The 15,707-nt window shown below is 59.7% G+C and carries 16 protein-coding genes; 9 read left to right on the top strand and 7 right to left on the bottom strand.

Translation table 11 applies throughout. From position 1 onward, the window contains the following. The first annotated feature begins 267 nt into the window (after positions 1–267). The 6 genes from JFU11_RS03205 to JFU11_RS03180 all read left to right on the top strand — a co-directional run bounded on the left by JFU11_RS03205 (position 268) and on the right by JFU11_RS03180 (position 6,803). On the top strand, positions 268–1,650 hold the full coding sequence (locus JFU11_RS03205) for a glutamine synthetase family protein (protein WP_201059760.1): 1,383 nt from the start codon (positions 268–270) through the stop codon (positions 1,648–1,650). 167 nt (positions 1,651–1,817) lie between these two features. Further along, positions 1,818–3,467, top strand: a complete 1,650-nt coding sequence (locus tag JFU11_RS03200; protein ID WP_123721929.1) for a phosphoethanolamine--lipid A transferase — start codon at positions 1,818–1,820, stop codon at positions 3,465–3,467. A gap of 73 nt (positions 3,468–3,540) precedes the next feature. Next, positions 3,541–4,203, top strand: coding sequence for a class I SAM-dependent methyltransferase (locus JFU11_RS03195; RefSeq protein WP_201059758.1), 663 nt, complete (start codon positions 3,541–3,543; stop codon positions 4,201–4,203). Between the two features lie 123 nt (positions 4,204–4,326). After that, positions 4,327–5,460: a ribonuclease D gene (gene rnd / locus JFU11_RS03190; protein ID WP_123721927.1), complete on the top strand. Its 1,134-nt coding sequence runs from the start codon at positions 4,327–4,329 to the stop codon at positions 5,458–5,460. Next, entirely contained in the window at positions 5,457–5,750 is a 294-nt protein-coding gene (locus JFU11_RS03185; protein WP_007898694.1) for a YcgL domain-containing protein, read from the top strand. Before rnd ends, JFU11_RS03185 begins: the two co-directional genes overlap by 4 nt. A gap of 120 nt (positions 5,751–5,870) precedes the next feature. Continuing rightward, entirely contained in the window at positions 5,871–6,803 is a 933-nt protein-coding gene (locus tag JFU11_RS03180) for a D-2-hydroxyacid dehydrogenase (RefSeq protein WP_201059756.1), read from the top strand. Between the two features lie 175 nt (positions 6,804–6,978). Here JFU11_RS03180 and JFU11_RS03175 read toward each other — a convergent pair whose 3' ends face one another. Continuing rightward, positions 6,979–7,572, bottom strand: a complete 594-nt coding sequence (locus tag JFU11_RS03175) for a nitroreductase family protein (RefSeq protein ID WP_201059754.1) — start codon at positions 7,570–7,572, stop codon at positions 6,979–6,981. 278 nt (positions 7,573–7,850) lie between these two features. On the opposite strand from JFU11_RS03175, the gene JFU11_RS03170 reads away from it, so the two are divergent. Both JFU11_RS03170 and JFU11_RS03165 read left to right on the top strand, forming a co-directional pair. Continuing rightward, the gene (locus tag JFU11_RS03170; RefSeq protein ID WP_038979355.1) at positions 7,851–8,300 is read left to right on the top strand and encodes a YcgN family cysteine cluster protein; all 450 of its coding nucleotides are present in this window, start codon (positions 7,851–7,853) and stop codon (positions 8,298–8,300) included. A gap of 56 nt (positions 8,301–8,356) precedes the next feature. Then, positions 8,357–9,586: a hypothetical protein gene (locus JFU11_RS03165; protein WP_201059752.1), complete on the top strand. Its 1,230-nt coding sequence runs from the start codon at positions 8,357–8,359 to the stop codon at positions 9,584–9,586. A gap of 231 nt (positions 9,587–9,817) precedes the next feature. On the opposite strand, the gene JFU11_RS03160 is transcribed toward JFU11_RS03165, so the two are convergent. From JFU11_RS03160 to JFU11_RS03145, 4 genes are all read right to left on the bottom strand, one after another. Continuing rightward, the gene (locus tag JFU11_RS03160; RefSeq protein WP_123360401.1) at positions 9,818–10,195 is read right to left on the bottom strand and encodes a DUF2892 domain-containing protein; all 378 of its coding nucleotides are present in this window, start codon (positions 10,193–10,195) and stop codon (positions 9,818–9,820) included. A gap of 92 nt (positions 10,196–10,287) precedes the next feature. Further along, the gene (locus JFU11_RS03155) at positions 10,288–10,758 is read right to left on the bottom strand and encodes an RNA methyltransferase (RefSeq protein ID WP_123721923.1); all 471 of its coding nucleotides are present in this window, start codon (positions 10,756–10,758) and stop codon (positions 10,288–10,290) included. A 208-nt stretch (positions 10,759–10,966) separates the two neighbouring features. Further along, entirely contained in the window at positions 10,967–11,338 is a 372-nt protein-coding gene (locus tag JFU11_RS03150; protein WP_007898702.1) for a YajD family HNH nuclease, read from the bottom strand. Positions 11,339–11,652: 314 nt separating this feature from the next. Then, complete coding sequence (locus tag JFU11_RS03145; RefSeq protein ID WP_007898703.1) at positions 11,653–12,339, bottom strand: spermidine synthase; 687 nt, start codon at positions 12,337–12,339, stop codon at positions 11,653–11,655. A gap of 96 nt (positions 12,340–12,435) precedes the next feature. Here JFU11_RS03145 and JFU11_RS03140 point away from each other — a divergent pair, with 96 nt between their 5' ends. Further along, positions 12,436–12,726: a hypothetical protein gene (locus JFU11_RS03140; RefSeq protein WP_095920352.1), complete on the top strand. Its 291-nt coding sequence runs from the start codon at positions 12,436–12,438 to the stop codon at positions 12,724–12,726. Between the two features lie 36 nt (positions 12,727–12,762). On the opposite strand, the gene JFU11_RS03135 is transcribed toward JFU11_RS03140, so the two are convergent. Both JFU11_RS03135 and JFU11_RS03130 read right to left on the bottom strand, forming a co-directional pair. Then, positions 12,763–13,236: a cyclic nucleotide-binding domain-containing protein gene (locus tag JFU11_RS03135; protein WP_123721922.1), complete on the bottom strand. Its 474-nt coding sequence runs from the start codon at positions 13,234–13,236 to the stop codon at positions 12,763–12,765. A gap of 216 nt (positions 13,237–13,452) precedes the next feature. Beyond that, a complete protein-coding gene (locus tag JFU11_RS03130) occupies positions 13,453–15,507 on the bottom strand; it encodes a S9 family peptidase (protein WP_201059750.1) in 2,055 nt (684 codons plus the stop codon). Between the last annotated feature and the right edge of the window lie 200 nt (positions 15,508–15,707).

Here is a 15,707-nt window from a genome sequence, read left to right as displayed (position 1 = left end):
ACGTCTGGCTGATCGGCATCAAACACGAGGGGGCGTCTGGTGCCACTTCAAGCCTTCAACCACGTCGTCTATACAGGCCTGCCAGCGCGCCAAGCCTGTCTGCACTCCCTTCTGAGCTGGCCTTCTGGGCACTGTGGCACTGCCGCCACGCACGCCCGCCGGATTCCTGCATGTCCCGTTGATTGTTCTGACAGGTCCCGCGCTGTGTGCCGGGATCAAACCGGCGGCGCCTGTGCGTCTGCCTGACGCGGATAGACGAGAATTCCCATGAGCTGTGCCACGACATCCTTCGCCACGAAAGAAGAAGCCCTGTCCTTCCTGGAACACAATCCGGATATCGATATGTTCGAGCTGTTCATCCTCGACAACAACGGTGTGCCACGGGGCAAGCTGCTGCATCGCGATGAACTGCTGGCGGTGTACGAGAGTGGGCGGCCGCTGCCGAGTACCATTCTGGGCCTGACCATCAATGGCGATGACGTGGAAAATTCCGGGCTGGTCTGGGACGTCGGTGATATCGATTGCCGGGCGTACCCGATCAGCGGCAGTTTGCAGCGTATGCCGTGGCGATTGATTCCCACGGCGGCGGTGCAGGTCAGCATGCATCCAAAAGAGGGCATGCCCGCAACTATCGCCGACCCACGACACCTGCTGGCCAAAGTCATCGAAGGCTTGCAGGCCGACGGTTATTACCCGGTGATGGCGGCGGAGCTGGAGTTCTATTTGCTGGATCAGCAGCGCGACAGCAACGGTCGGCCGCAGCCGGCGCGGGATGTCGATGGCGGGCGGCCACGCTCCACGCAGGTCTATGGCTTACGTGAGCTGGAGCAGATCGAGCCATTTCTGGCCGACCTCTACAGCGCCTGCAAGCTGCAGGGCATTCCGGCGCGCACGGCAATCTCCGAATACGCGCCGGGGCAGGTGGAAATCACCCTCGAACACCGCACCGATGCTTTGCAGGCGATGGATGAAGCGGTGCGCTACAAACGACTGGTCAAGGGCGTGGCCCACAAGCATGGGATGGCGGCCTGTTTCATGGCCAAGCCTTTCGATGATCTGGCTGGCACCGGCATGCACATGCACGTCAGCCTGGCGGACAAGGACGGCAATAACCTGTTCGCCAGTGAAGCCCCGGACGGCACGCCGCTGCTTAAACAAGCGGTCGGCGGAATGCTCAGCACGTTGCTCGATTCATTGCTGCTGTTCTGTCCGAACGCCAACTCGTACCGTCGTTTCCAGACCAACAGCTACGCACCATTGGCGGCCACCTGGGGCGTGGACAACCGCACCGTGAGTTTTCGGGTGCCTGGCGGGCCGGCATTCTCCCGGCATATCGAGCACCGCATCTGTGGTGCCGACGCCAACCCGTACCTGGCGGCTGCGGCGATCCTGTCCGGTATTCATCGTGGCATCCGCGAGCAACTTGACCCTGGAGCACCCGTGGAAGGCAACGGGTACGCCCAAGCCACGGAATTGTTACCGACCGACTGGTTGACCACGTTGCGAGCGCTGGAGGCATCGAACTGGGCGCGGGAGGCCTTCGGCAGTGAGTTTCTTGGCGTGTATCTGGCGGTGAAGCGTGCCGAATACCGGCAGTTCATGGGCGAAGTCGGTGAGCAGGACTGGCGCTGGTATCTGCATCAGGCTTGAAACTAGCCTCCGTTGTTTAAAGTTTGGGCCTAATGCCATGAGCCAACTAATCGTTGGCTTATTTTTCACGAAAAATTGATGGTTGGCTGCTTAAGATTTGTGTTGTCGCGGTAAATGAAATTTTCACATTTACCGCAGGCACTTCTTTTCAGGAACAGCCGTTCATCATGTGGAAGTTCAAAGCCGTGCGCCCCGAGTGGGTGACGTTGATTGCCAGTGCCTTTTTATTGGCAGGGTTCAATTCAGTGCTCTGGCAACACCTCTTCGATATCACCGCTGCAGACGGTCAAGGCATCGCCATGCGTGTCGCGTTCGGGGTGATGATCCTGACGGTCTTCAACATTGTGCTGACCTTGCTGGCATTCCGGCCTGTGATGAAACCCGTGTTGACGCTAATCTTTTTGGTCAGTGCCGGCGTGGCCTATTTCATGAGCCAATACGGTGTGTTGATCGACGCCGGTATGTTTCGTAACTTCGCAGAAACCAATGCCACAGAAGTACGCGACTTACTGTCCGTGAAGTTGTTTGTTTATATTGTTTTTCTCGGAGTTTTACCGTCGTGGCTGTTGTGGAAAGCGCCGGTTAATTATCGTCGTTGGCACCGTGAGTTATTAAGTAAAGTGCTGGTGAGTGTCGCATCGGTTGCGGTGATCGGCGGTGTCGCCTTGGTCAACTATCAAGGCTTGTCGTCGTTGTTTCGCAATCACCATGAATTGCGCCTGATGGTGGTGCCAAGCAACTACATCGGGGCCTCGCTCGGCTATCTGCGCGAGCAAGTGGTTTCTGCCCGGCAGCCCTTCATCAATATCGGTGAAGACGCTCGGAAAAACCCGATCTGGCAGACTCACGGCCGTAAATCCCTGACGGTACTGGTGGTGGGCGAAAGTGCCCGGGCCGAGAACTTCGGCATCCTGGGTTATGACCGCGACACCACCCCCCAACTGGATAAGGAAACCGGCCTGATTGCCTTTACCGATGTGCATTCTTGCGGCACGGAAACGGCCGTGTCGGTGCCTTGCATGTTCTCCAACATGGGTCGCAAGGATTACAACGCCAGCAAGGCAAAGAACGAGGAAGGTTTGCTGGACGTGCTCAAACACGCCGGCCTCGAGGTGATCTGGCGGGATAATCAGTCGGGCTGCAAAGGTACCTGCGATCGGGTCACTGTCGACGACGTGAGTAATCTGAAAGACCCGGCGTTGTGTGCCAATAGCGAGTGCCGCGATGAAATTCTCCTGCAAGGTTTGCAGCACTTCATAGACACGCTGGATAAAGACACCGTGCTGGTACTGCACCAAATGGGCAGTCACGGTCCGGAGTATTTCAAGCGCTACCCGAAAGAGTACGAACACTTCACCCCGGTGTGTGAAAGCAATGCGCTGAACAATTGCAGCCGCGAAAGTATTGTCAATGGCTACGACAACACATTGGTGTACACCGACCATGTACTGTCGACCCTGATCGACCTGTTACGCAGCAATCAGGACAAAGTCGATACCGCGATGCTTTATCTGTCGGACCACGGCGAATCTCTGGGCGAATACAACCTGTTCCTTCATGGCACGCCTTACATGCTGGCGCCGGAACAACAGAAGCATGTAGCGATGCTGGCGTGGTTCTCCGACAGCTATCAAAAGTCGTTCTCGGTGGACACCCATTGCCTGCAACTGAGTCGCGAAAAGCCCTTGAGCCAGGACAACCTGTTCCATTCCATGCTTGGCCTGCTGGAGGTCAACAGCAAGGTCTACGACCCGGGGCTGGACATGTTTGCCGGCTGCCGCGGTGCGGTGATTGACGGTGTGCTGGCCAAAGAATGAGTCCGTCGACCTTTTTTTCACGCGCCAGTCGTTAACCTGCCGCCAGTCGATATTCCAACAAGAGCCATTGCACATGTCCGCGCTGCCCCCATCCGCCATCGAACTCGAGTTCGCCCGGCGCTACGATCAGGAACACGCCCGCGTCTGCCTGCAGTCGCGACCGCGTGGCCTGGCGGGGCGTTTGACGTACTGGCGCGACGAGCAACTGGTGCGTAACGCGCTTCAGGTCGCAGGCGAACCGGGATTGATTCTTGATGTGGCCTGCGGTGTCGGGCGCTTCTGGTCGATACTGGCCGAGCATGCGAACCGGGTGATTCTTGCCGCCGATCCGTCTCAGGACATGCTCGATCATGCCCGCACCCACCATCCGCCACACCTGCTGGAGCGGATCAAGACCTTTCAGAGTTCAGCCTTCACCATCGGTTTGTCGGCGAACGCGGTTGATTGCATTTTTTGCATGCAACTGTTTCAACACATCGCCAGTCCTGAGCATCGGTTGGCCATGCTGGGCGAGTTCCATCGGGTCAGTCGCGACACGGTGATCGTGGCGGTGCGGGCTGATGCGCATTTCAAGCTGCGCCGATCCGGTGTGGAAGGCGCACAGGCCCAGCCACAGGCGAGCAAGGCCGAGCTTGAGGCCGAGTTCAGGCAAGCGGGTTTCCACTTGCTCAGCCATCAGGACTTCCTGCCGGGTTGTGCGCGGATGCGCGTCTACGTGCTGCGTAAGGGCGGCTAGTTTCCTTCTGTCAGACTATTCTTGCGGTCCAGCAGGTATTTTCGCTAAAGCTCTTGTTCAGTGGATGCGCGGAAATCGCCGGGGGCGATATATACTGCGCGCCATTCTTCAAGGGAGAGCCGTGTGGCCATCGATATTCACTGGATTCGCGACAACGATAGCCTCGGTCAGTTTTGTGCCGAGTGGCAGCAGCTGCCATTCGTTGCCCTCGACACCGAATTCATGCGGGTCGACACCTTTTACCCGATCGCAGGCCTGCTGCAGATCGGCGATGGCGTACGCGCTTACCTGATTGATCCGCTGACCATCGACAATTGGCAGCCGTTGGCCGCATTGCTGGAAAACCCGGCAGTGGTCAAGGTCGTGCATGCGTGCAGCGAAGACCTCGAAGTTCTGCTGCGTCTGACTGGTAGCCTGCCGGCGCCGCTGTTCGACACCCAACTGGCCGCCGCTTACCTGAACCTCGGTTTTTCCATGGGCTATTCGCGGCTGGTGCAGGAAGTGCTCGGCATTGACCTGCCCAAAGGCGAAACCCGTTCCGACTGGCTGCAACGTCCGCTGTCCGACACCCAGATCAGCTACGCCGCCGAAGATGCCTTGCATCTGGCGGAAGTTTTCGTACAGCTGCGTCCGAAGCTTTCTGACGACAAATACGCCTGGGTTTTGGAAGACGGTGCCGAGTTGGTGGCCAATCTGCGTCGCGAGGTCGACCCGTATGAGGTCTATCGCGACGCCAAACTGGCCTGGAAACTGTCCCGTGCCCAACTCGCCGTGTTGCGTGAACTTTGCGCCTGGCGTGAGACGCAGGCCCGTGCCCGTGATCTGCCGCGCAACCGCATCGTCCGTGAACATTCCCTGTGGCCGTTGGCTCGCACGCAACCGGACAACCTTGGCGCGCTGGCGAAAATCGAAGACATGCACCCGCGTACCGTGCGTCAGGACGGCGAATTTCTGCTTGATCTGATCAAGCGCTCTGGCAGTGTGTCGCCTGATCAATGGCCACCTGCGGTGCCGGAGCCGTTGCCGGTGGACGCCGCTGCGCTGGTCAAACAGCTGCGCGCCATCGGCCAGGCCGAAGCCGAGCGCCTGAACATCGCGCCGGAGCTGATGCTGCGCAAGAAAACCCTGGAAGCGCTGCTCAAGAGCGGCTTCCCCAATGGTCCTTACCAATTGCCTGATTCGCTGCGTGGCTGGCGCCGCGAATTGATGGGCCAGGCGCTGCTCGACAGCCTGGCCACCGCCGGAGAACAGCCTTGAAACGTATTTGCTCCATCTATCGAAGCCTGAAGAAAAACGAGATGTACCTCTATGTGCTCAAAAGCGATGCACTGGAGCGCGTTCCGGAAAGTCTGATGGCGGCCTTCGGCAAACCGCATCACGCTTTCGATCTGGTGCTGACACCCGAGCGCAAGCTGTCGCGCGAAGACATCACTGTGGTGCTGGAAAACCTCGAGAAGCAGGGTTACCACCTGCAAATGCCGCCGGCCGAAGACGAATACATCGAGCATCTGCCGGAAGAATTGCTGCGACGCAACGACCCGATGTAATCGGCAGACAGGCTCTGTTCAGAGCCTTTATGAAACACTGGAATGATTTTGGCGATGGCCAGGGCGATGGAGTGATACTCCGTCGGCGGCTGTCTGCACTGTTTTTGAAAGGTTTGAACCATGCGCGTTCTGATTGCTGAACACGACCACCCTGTGTATGCCCAATTGTTGCGTCAGGCAGCGCCTGATCTGGAAGTACTGACCAGCGGCGACTCCGCCGAACTGGCCCGTCAGGCCGCCGAATGCCAGGTCTGGCTCGGTCAGCCGGACCTGCTGGCGACGCTGTTGCGTCAAGGCCACATGCCGGCATGGCTGCAGTCGACTTGGGCCGGCATCACGCCGTTGCTGGCCGACGGCCTGCCACGGCACTATCGCCTGACTCGCGCGGTAGGGATTTTCGGTCAGGTCATGGCCGAATACGTACTGACTTACATGCTCGGCCACGAGCGCGAAGTACTGGCGCGACTGGTCAGCCAGGTCGAGCGTAAATGGGACAACCGCCAGGGTCAAAGCCTGGCCGGGCGCAAGGTGTTAATCGTCGGCACTGGTGACATCGGCCAGACCGTGGCGCAGTTTCTGCTGCCGTTTGGCGTCGAGCTGTATGGCATCGCCAGCGAAGCCCGCGAGCAGGCGCCCTTTGTCGAAGTCGGCGCGCTGAGCGACTTGCCACGCCTGGTCGGTGAAGTGGATTACGTGATCAATCTGCTGCCGAACACCCCGAATACTCACGACCTGTACGACGCCGCACTGTTCAAGCAGTTCAAGCCGACGGGGTTGTTCATCAACGTCGGGCGCGGCGTGGCGGTGGTCGATGCGGATCTGGTGGAAGCCTTGAAGGAAGGCCATCTGGCCGGGGCCGTGATCGACGTTTGCCGTCAGGAACCGCTGCCGCAACGCCATCCATTCTGGACCGCGTGGGGCCTGCTGCTGACTGGCCACAGTTCGGCACCGACTTCGCCACCGATGATGGTGAAGTTGTTCGTCGAAAACCTGCGGGCGTATCAGGCGGGCGAAGCGTTGCGTGGGGAAGTGGATTTCTCGCGCGGGTATTGAATCCACCCCGATCAAAATGTGGGAGCTGGCCTGTGGCGAGGGGGCTTGCCCCCGTTTGAGTGCGTAGCACTCATAAGATCTTTGGTACATCAGAGATTTTGGGGCTGCTTCGCATCCCAACGGGGGCAAGCCACCTCGCCACAGGCTTGCTCCCACATTAGGTCTTCATTGTGGCTTAGAGGGTGAAATCACCTTCAGCCGCCAACTCGCTCAGCGGACGACGCGGGCTTGGCTCTTCGCGCGCTTGCAGGTACTCGGCCAGCGTCGCCTTGTCGCCCAGCTTGCCGATCGCCACCACCGCGTGCAGCGCATAGCCCTCAGGAATATTCAGCTCTTTGCGGGTCAGTTCCTGATCGAAACCGGCCATGCCGTGGGTGTGCCAGCCACTGATACTCGCTTGCAGCGCCAGGTGGCCCCAGGCCGAACCAGTGTCGAAGGTGTGCGACAGCGCCGGTGTTTCTTCGGTGGCGCCAGGTATCGCAAAGGTGGTTTTCGAGACCACGATCACCAGCGCCGAGGCATGCTGGGCCCAGCTGCGATTGAACTCGTTCAGCAGACCCAGGTAACGCTCCCAGTTCGGCGTGTCGCGACGCGCATAGAGAAACCGCCAAGGTTGCGAGTTGTACGCCGATGGTGCCCAGCGTGCGGCTTCGAAGAAGCTCAGCAGGGTCTCTTCGGCAATGGTTTCGCCGGTGAAGGCACGGGGCGACCAGCGATCGGTGAACTGAGGGTGAATGGCGTAATCGGCAACGCGTGGGTTAGCACTCATCAAGAGATTCCTTTACGTTTGAAAGTGAGGGTCGTCTAAAAACCGGCGAGCGCAGTTGAGCTGAGCGATGGGGTTTTCCGAGAGCCTGGGCCGTTCACCTGAATGCAACGCGGTTGAGCGTTAATGGCACGTGGCTAGGGCTCTTTGCGACTGGCAAAGCTACCGAGCGGCGCAAAAACTCACAAGTGCCGTGTACCGGCAGTCGCCAATGCTTGGCCCGCCGGTGCCTTGGCACTAGACTGGCGGCCTTTTCACCACCTGATGTTGATGCTTGAACCATGGCCGCCAAAGTCGAACCGTTCTGGATACGCAAAACCCTCGATCAACTCGATCAAGAGGAATGGGAATCGCTGTGCGATGGCTGTGGCCTGTGCTGCCTGCAAAAACTCGAGGACGAAGACGACAACTCCGTCTACTACACGCGTATCGCCTGCAAACTGCTGGACCTCAAAACCTGTCAGTGCACCGATTACCCCAACCGCCGCGACTTTGTGCCCGATTGCATCCAGCTCACGCCGGGCAAGGCCGATGAGTTCAAATGGCTGCCACCGACCTGCGGTTATCGACTGGTCAGCGAAGGCAAGGATTTGCCGCTCTGGCATCATCTGGTGTGCGGTGATCGCGAGGCGGTGCATCACGAACGTATTTCCCAGTCCGGGCGCATGCTCGCCGAAGGCAGCGTGGCCGAAGACGATTGGGAAGACCATCTGATTTTTCGCGCGGGTTGATTCCCATTGCTTATGGTGGTGAGGGAGGTTGCTCGCTCGCCACACCAGGAGTGTGTATGGCTGTGGGAGTGCGGCGGGCGTTGGTTGTCGGGCTGCTGGCCCTGAGTTCGCCCGTGTGGGCGACGAAGAAAGTCGATCTGGATTATCACGTGCGCCTGTTGCCGCAAAGCGATCAGGCCGAAGTGCGGCTGACCCTGGCCCAGGGCTCGGCGGTGCGCAGTCTGGATTTCGACTTGGGCGATGGCAGTCATTACAGTGATTTCAAGGCCGATGGCCAATGGCAGCTCACACCGGGCAAACAGGCCCGTGGTGTCTGGCGTCCGACCGCCGAAAAGGCCAGCCTGACCTACCGCGTGCGCATCAGCCATGGGCGCAAGAGCGGCAGCTTCGACACCCGAATGACGCCGAACTGGGCGCTGATGCGCGGCGATGACCTGGTGCCCGCGGCCAAACTCGATCAGCAGGACGGCATCGAACTGGTTTCACGCCTTGAATTCGAATTGCCCACCGGTTGGAAAAGCGTCGAAACCGCCTGGCCGCGGATCGGCAAGAACAAGTTCCGGATCGATAACGTCTCGCGTCTGTTCGACCGCCCCACTGGCTGGATGCTCGCCGGCCATCTAGGCAGCCGTCGCACGCGGCTGGGGGAAACCGAAGTCACCGTCGCCTCGCCACAGGGGCAGGGCATGCGCCGCATGGACGTGCTGACGCTGCTGACCTTTGTCTGGCCGCAAGTGCAGGAAACTTTTCCGCGTCATCCCAGCAAGTTGCTGATTGTCGGCGGCAACGACCCGATGTGGCGCGGCAGCTCGGCCGCGCATGAATCGATCTATCTGAACACGCGTCTGCCGCTGGTCAGCGAAAGCGGCAGCAGTGCCTTGGTGCGTGAATTGGCTCAGGTGTTCGGGCGGATCAACGACAGCCAGCGCAGCGACTGGATCAGCGAAGGGTTTGCCGAGTATTACGCCATCGAACTGGTGCGCCGCGCAGGCGGCATGAGTGATGAGCGGTATGAAAGCCTACACAGCAAGTTGGTCAAGGACAGCCAGAAGGTCAGCACGTTGCGCGGTGAGCAGATCAACCCGGCGCAGGTGGCCAAAGCGGTGGTGTTGCTACAGGAACTGGATCGCGAGATTCGCCTGAAAACCCGCAACAAGCGCTCGCTCGATGATGTGATGCGTGGGGCGATGCATTTGGAAAGTGTGGATACCAAGGAATTCATTCAGCTCGCGGAAAGCGTTATTGGCGAGTCTTCCAAGGTGCTTGATACCGGGTTGCTTCAGTAGCACCGCCATCGCGGGAAAACCTCGATGCCAGTCAGATCAGAACCTGTGGGAGCGTGGCTTGCCCGCGATAGCGACCTATCTGACACATCAATGGTGAATGTGCTGCCGTCATCGCGGGCAAGCCCGCTCCCACAGTAACTGGCGGTGATCAAAAATGTTGTGTACACCGCATAACCCTGTGGGAGCGGGCTTGCCCGCGAAGAGGCCCTAAACCTCTGCATTGATTTCGGATCAAACCCCAGCCTTCGGCGAGTTCAACGAATCATTTCCCGTCACGGTCGCCGTGCTGGTCGCTGCTTCAGCATTGGCTTTCATTCGGGCCAGCTCATCCCCGGCGCGCTCGATTCTCGCGCGTGCGTTTTTCATGTCCTGACGGTTCTTTTCCAACAGCCTTTTCGCTGAGCAATGCCCAGTGATTCCCCGGGCCAGGGCCATGCCGCCGATGGCTATTTCAATCAATCCGAACACGCCGCCGCGTCGCAGGCCCTTGCTCAGCATGACCACGCCACCCGCCAGGGAACCGGCGCGTTCCCAACCATGAACGTTCTGTACGGAAGGGCTCTGGAACGGGGTGGTTTCGATACGTTCTACAGGATTGAACTCGCGCATGATCTGTCTCCAGGCAGGGAAGGATTGCTTCAGCAATAGATATTTAGCTGACTGCCTGGGCGCGCGGCTCGTTCCATCGAATATGCGGCAATTCAGCGGAATTTCGGCCCGGAGCGGGTGTTGTTGCCCTTGGCCATGCGGTCGTACAGCACAACGTTGACGGTGGCCGCCAGATTCATGCAGCCGGTGGTCGGGATGTAGACCACGTCTTCGCACCAGTCACGGATTTCTTTATCCAGCGAGCCGTCTTCGGGGCCGAAGATGTAGAGCGCGCGATCCGGGTGCGTGTATTCCGGCAGTGAGCGGGCACCGTCGACCAGTTCGACTGCGACCGGCACACAGCCAAGAGGCAGGATTTTTTTCAGGTCGTCGATGCCGATCAGCGGAATGTCGCAGTGGACCTTCTTGGTGTCGGTGACGAAATCGGCGGCGCGTTCATAACGCTTGCCGGTGTAAAACACCGACGCCACGCCATAGCAGCCGGCGGCGCGCATCACCGAACCGACGTTCTCCGGTGATTTGGGGTTATACAAACCAATGCAGCTGTACCGTTTATCTGCCACGAGCGGGGTGCCTTCGGGGAAAAAACGGCGATTATACGGGGATTGGGGGAGGGTGGTCAGGTTGTAGATTGGTGGTGCCCGGACAAATGCTATCGCGGGCAAGCCCGCTCCCACAGGGGGCTGCGGCGTACACAACATCTGTACTCACCGCCAATCACTGTGGGAGCGGGCTTGCCCGCGATGGGGCCGGTGCAGGCGCTGAAGGTCTTCAGTCTTCTTTCTTCATCAACCCCGCCAACGCCGCAAACGGATTGTGTGTCGCTTTGGCAATCTTCGGCGTACTCAGCGAACCTTCATCGAAATACTGCTGATCGGTATAACGCGAGTGTTCATTGTCGTGGCAATACAGGCACAACAGCTCCCAATTCGAGCCATCCTGAGGATTGTTGTCGTGGTTGTGGTCGCGGTGATGCACGGTGAGTTCGCTCAGGCGCTTGCCGGAGAACTCACGGGCGCAGCGGCCGCAAACGTGCGGGTACATCTTCAGGGCTTTGTCGCGGTAACCCATTTCCTTGTCGCGCTGGTTATCGGCGAGGATGCGGTCCAGCTTCGATGTGTTGGTTGGGGTGGACGAACTCATGGGTTCACCTTTGTAAAAGACTAATGACGGTTATGACGTGAGTGTAGGGCCTGTCATCACTTATTTACTAGGCCGCGCCGGGTCTGCTGTGGCGCAGGGCAAGGCGCGAGGAGCGTGGTTTGGTCATTCCAAACGAGCTCCGAGCAACGCAGCCCTGCGCCACAGCAGACCGGCCCTTCGGGTTGTGCCTGAAAACGAGCCAGGCTGCGTTGCAGTCCTTGGCAAGGGAGCGACCATTACCAGCGGACTGCGCCTTGCCTGGCTCGTTTTCAGGCGCAACGCGGCCTAGTAAATAAGTGATGACAGGCCCACGCTCAGCCCTTGAGCTTCTCGGCAATCCAGATGGTGTGGCGGGTGCCTTTGTTGCCGTGGGCGAAAACCTGGACTTCCTCGGCCTTGAAACCGGCCTTCTTCAGTTTGTCGGAAAACTGCCGGTCGGCGCTGGCCGACCACACCGCCAGCACACCTTTTGGCCGCAGGGCCTTGGCGCAGGCGCTCAGACCTCCAGCGGAATAGAGCCAGCTGTTGGCCTTCTGGGTCAGACCTTCGGGGCCGTTGTCGACGTCGAGCATGATTGCGTCGAAACCTTGCGGCTCGGCTTGCAGCACCTTGGCCACATCTTCCATACGGATCACCGTGCGCGGGTCGAGCAGCGGGTTGCCGGCTTTCTCGCCCAGCGGCCCGCGGTTCCACTCAACCACACCGGGCACCAATTCGGCGACCACCACTTCAGCCGTCTTGCCCAAGTGCTTGAGCGCCGAGGCGAGGGTGAAGCCCATGCCCAGGCCACCGATCAATACTCGCGAATTCGGCCGGCCGGCAACCTTGCGGCAGGGGATTTCGGCCAGGGCATCTTCGGAGCCGTGCATGCGGGTGTTCATCAACTGCCCGCCGTCGCCACCCTGAATCTTGATGACGAAGTCCTCGCCGTATTCGAACAGGCACAGGGCACCGCCGTTTTCAGGGATGGGGGTGGTGTCGAGCAGAACGAAACGTTTCATGGGGCTCTCTTGAGGAGAAATTGATATACGGAGGAAGGCAAACACGCGCAGTTGGGAGTAGCCTGCAAAAAGACAACAAGGCCAACGGAGCCATTGATGAAGCGCACCATTCTAACGGTCATTGCCCTGGCCGCGCTCTCGATAACTGCAGTGCAGGCCCAGGAGCTGCAAACCATCCCCACCAGCCCCGTGCCGATGCCCGGCTCACCCGGCACCGCCACTCCGACGCCGTATCCGCAGATCACCCCGACCAGCGTGCCCAAGGCCGGTTCCGGTAGTGGCGGGCCACCGCTGTTGCCGCCGATCGAAATGCCCAATCCACCCAAGGATCAAACCCTGCCGGGCCTTGAGCCAAGCACGACGAAAATCAAAACGCCGGGCGGGTAGTGTCTGTTTTACAAATACTGTCTGTGAGACAAGACACTAAATCTGCTGCGAGAGCAGTTGCCCATCGGCCATGCGCAAGCGTTTGGAGAGGGAGACGGCGAGGGCGCGGATGATCTTGGCGGCGATTTTCGGCGCGTCGTTGAGCATCTTTTCCAGAGAGTCCTTGCCCAGGTTGAGCAACTGGCAATTGCTCGCGGCCACACAACTGGCTGAGCGCCGTTCACCGTCGAGCACAGCCATTTCGCCGAACGCCCGACCGCTGCGCAAGGTGGCCATGGTCACCCGTTGCCCGTCGCTGTTGGTCTTCTGCACCGCGACCTGGCCGGTGTGGATGATGCACATGAAACTGCCGGCATCGCCCTCATGGAAAATCTCTTCGCCTTCGGGAATGGTGCTGATGCTGAAGTAACCCGAAGCCGCCACGAAGTCTGCCGGCAACAGTTGATCGAACAGGCCGCAGTCCATCAGCCAGTCGCGAATTTCGTTGTTCAGTAAGGTCGGTTCTGACATGTCGTCACGGTCTTTTTCTTGTGTCTGTGTCTGTTTCAGGCCTTAAGTCACCCATCATCCCCTGTGGGAGCGGGCTTGCCCGCGATGACGATGTCACAGCCAATGTTGATATTGAATGTGATGGCCTCATCGCGGGCAAGCCCGCTCCCACAGGAGATGTGTGTTGTCTCGGGCCCCGGTGTCTGGTGTTAAGACCGGTACACCGGGCCAAGTTCCTCAGGCGATGCCCAAAACCTTGAAAACAAATGCGTATTCGAGGGCTACGTCACGTAATCCCTGATAACGACCGCTCATCCCGCCATGCCCGGCACCCAGTTCAGTCTTGAGCAACAAGGCGTTGGTGTCGGTTTTGGTCGCGCGCAATTTCGCCACCCACTTGGCCGCTTCCCAGTACTGCACGCGACTGTCGTTGTAGCCGGCGATCACCAGCGTTGCCGGATAGGCTTGCGCAGTGACGTTTTCGTACGGGGCGTAGGCCTTGATCCGATCATAGACATCCGGTTCTTGCGGGTTGCCCCACTCGTCGTATTCCGTGACGGTCAGCGGCAGTTCCGGGTCGAGCATGGTGTTGAGCACGTCGACGAACGGCACTTCGGCAATCGCCGCAGCGAACAGCTCTGGCCGCTGATTGAGTACCGCGCCGATCAGCAAACCACCGGCGCTGCCACCGCTGATCGCCAGCTGCGATGGGGTGGTGAAGCCGTTGGCGATCAGGTGTTCGGCGCAGGCAATGAAGTCGCTGAAGGTGTTGTGCTTGTGTTCCTGCTTGCCGGCGCGGTACCAGGCTTCGCCCAGCTCACCGCCACCGCGTACATGTGTGATGGCAAACGCCATGCCGCGATCCAGCAGGCTCAGGCGGGCGTGGGAGAACCACGGGTCGAGGCTTTCGCCGTAGGCGCCGTAGCCGTACAGATAAAGCGGCGTCGGCTTGCCGAGGAACTCGCGTTTGACCACAAGGCTGATCGGCACTTGCGTACCGTCCGGTGCCGTCGCCCAAAGCCGCTGGCTGACGTACGCGTCGGCGTCGAACGGGCCGAGCACCGGGGTTTCCTTGAGGACTTGCTGCTCGCCGGTGGTCAGAATCAGTTGGCGGATCTGCGCCGGACGGTTCAAGGCTTCGTAGCGCAGACGGATCCGGTCGCTGACAAATTCCAGGCTGTTCTGCACGTGCAGGCTGTAGGCCGCATCCGGCAATTGCACGCGATACGGCACCAAGTCCCGTGGGCGCACTTCGATGATCGGCAGGCCACCTTCGCGCAGGCTCAGGGTCATCGCCTCGGCGTTCAGGCTCATGCCTTCGAGCATCACCCTGTCACTGTGGGGAATCAGGTTCTGCCAGTCGGCTTCGGTCGGCGCGACGCCGGTATCGGCGGCCTGGTACAGGGCGAAGTTGATACCGTCGCGGTTGGTGCGGATCAGCCATGTCCACTCGCCATCGAGTTTGCCGTGGTCGACATCGTACTCATGATCTTCGACCCTCGGCGCCAGGCAGGTAAAGGCCTGATGCGGCAGCGAGGCGTCGAGCACCCAGACTTCGCTGGTGGTCTTGCTGCCCAGCGACAACAGCAGTTGCCGTTCGGAGCTTGAGCGGTAGCAATGCAGGAAGAATCGGCCGTCCGGCTCATGAAACACTTCTTCGGCCGCAGTGCCGTCCAGCCGATAGCGGAACAGTTTGTGCGGGCGATGGGTGTCGTCGAGTTCGCCGAAGAACAGCGTCAGGCTGTCATTGGCCCAGGTCATGCTGCCGTCGCAATCCTGGAATTCCAGTTCGCTGACGCGGCCGCTGGATAATTCTTTCACGAACAGCGTGTAAATCTCTTCGCCGCTGGAGTCGATGCTATAGGCCAGACGCTGGTGGTCCGGGCTGATACTGAACGCGCCCAGGGAAAAGAAGCCACCCTTGGCCAGCACGTTCGGATCAAGCAGCAGCAGTTCTTGGCTTTCGTCAATCTGCAGGCTGCCATCGGCCGGGCGCGGGCAACGGTAGTGACGGGCGTATTCGTCGCCGGCGGTGGTGCGGGTGTAATACAGGTACGGGCCCCAAGGCGAGGGCAGCGACAGGTCGGTTTCGAGAATCCGCCCCTTGATCTCTTCGAACAGGGTTTCGCGCAGGCCGGCCTGATCGGCGGTTTGTGCCTCTTGATAGCGGTTTTCAGCTTTCAGGTAATCGAGCACCGCGTCGGTGTCGCGCTCCTGCAGCCAGGCATACGGGTCAGAACCGTCGGCCTTGTGGGCAATCGGAGCGCTGGTGACGTTGGCGGATAGGGGCATGAATGGCTCTCGAACAATGTACGGAATAGGGGCTTCGCAACCTGTGGGAGCGGGCTTGTGTGGTGAGGGGGCTTGTCTGTGGCGAGGGGGCTTGCCCCCGTTGAACTGCTCAGCAGTTCCTTTTTTGGGGCCGCTTCGCAGCCCAACGGGGGCAAGCCCCCTCGCCACAGACAAGCCTCCTCACCACACAAGCTCGCTCC

This window comes from Pseudomonas sp. TH37 (genome assembly GCF_016650735.1).
Lineage (GTDB): Bacteria > Pseudomonadota > Gammaproteobacteria > Pseudomonadales > Pseudomonadaceae > Aquipseudomonas > Aquipseudomonas farris.
The sequence above is the reverse complement of the archived record's forward strand: the minus strand, read 5'-3'. Positions and strand labels throughout refer to the sequence as shown.

Coding starts and splice junctions, on each gene's coding strand:
- JFU11_RS03205 (WP_201059760.1), top strand. CDS start 268: ATGAGCTGTGCCACGACATCCTTCGCCACGAAAGAAGAAGCCCTGTCC.
- JFU11_RS03200 (WP_123721929.1), top strand. CDS start 1,818: ATGTGGAAGTTCAAAGCCGTGCGCCCCGAGTGGGTGACGTTGATTGCC.
- JFU11_RS03195 (WP_201059758.1), top strand. CDS start 3,541: ATGTCCGCGCTGCCCCCATCCGCCATCGAACTCGAGTTCGCCCGGCGC.
- JFU11_RS03180 (WP_201059756.1), top strand. CDS start 5,871: ATGCGCGTTCTGATTGCTGAACACGACCACCCTGTGTATGCCCAATTG.
- JFU11_RS03175 (WP_201059754.1), bottom strand. CDS start 7,572: ATGAGTGCTAACCCACGCGTTGCCGATTACGCCATTCACCCTCAGTTC.
- JFU11_RS03170 (WP_038979355.1), top strand. CDS start 7,851: ATGGCCGCCAAAGTCGAACCGTTCTGGATACGCAAAACCCTCGATCAA.
- JFU11_RS03165 (WP_201059752.1), top strand. CDS start 8,357: ATGGCTGTGGGAGTGCGGCGGGCGTTGGTTGTCGGGCTGCTGGCCCTG.
- JFU11_RS03160 (WP_123360401.1), bottom strand. CDS start 10,195: ATGCGCGAGTTCAATCCTGTAGAACGTATCGAAACCACCCCGTTCCAG.
- JFU11_RS03150 (WP_007898702.1), bottom strand. CDS start 11,338: ATGAGTTCGTCCACCCCAACCAACACATCGAAGCTGGACCGCATCCTC.
- JFU11_RS03145 (WP_007898703.1), bottom strand. CDS start 12,339: ATGAAACGTTTCGTTCTGCTCGACACCACCCCCATCCCTGAAAACGGC.
- JFU11_RS03140 (WP_095920352.1), top strand. CDS start 12,436: ATGAAGCGCACCATTCTAACGGTCATTGCCCTGGCCGCGCTCTCGATA.
- JFU11_RS03135 (WP_123721922.1), bottom strand. CDS start 13,236: ATGTCAGAACCGACCTTACTGAACAACGAAATTCGCGACTGGCTGATG.
- JFU11_RS03130 (WP_201059750.1), bottom strand. CDS start 15,507: ATGCCCCTATCCGCCAACGTCACCAGCGCTCCGATTGCCCACAAGGCC.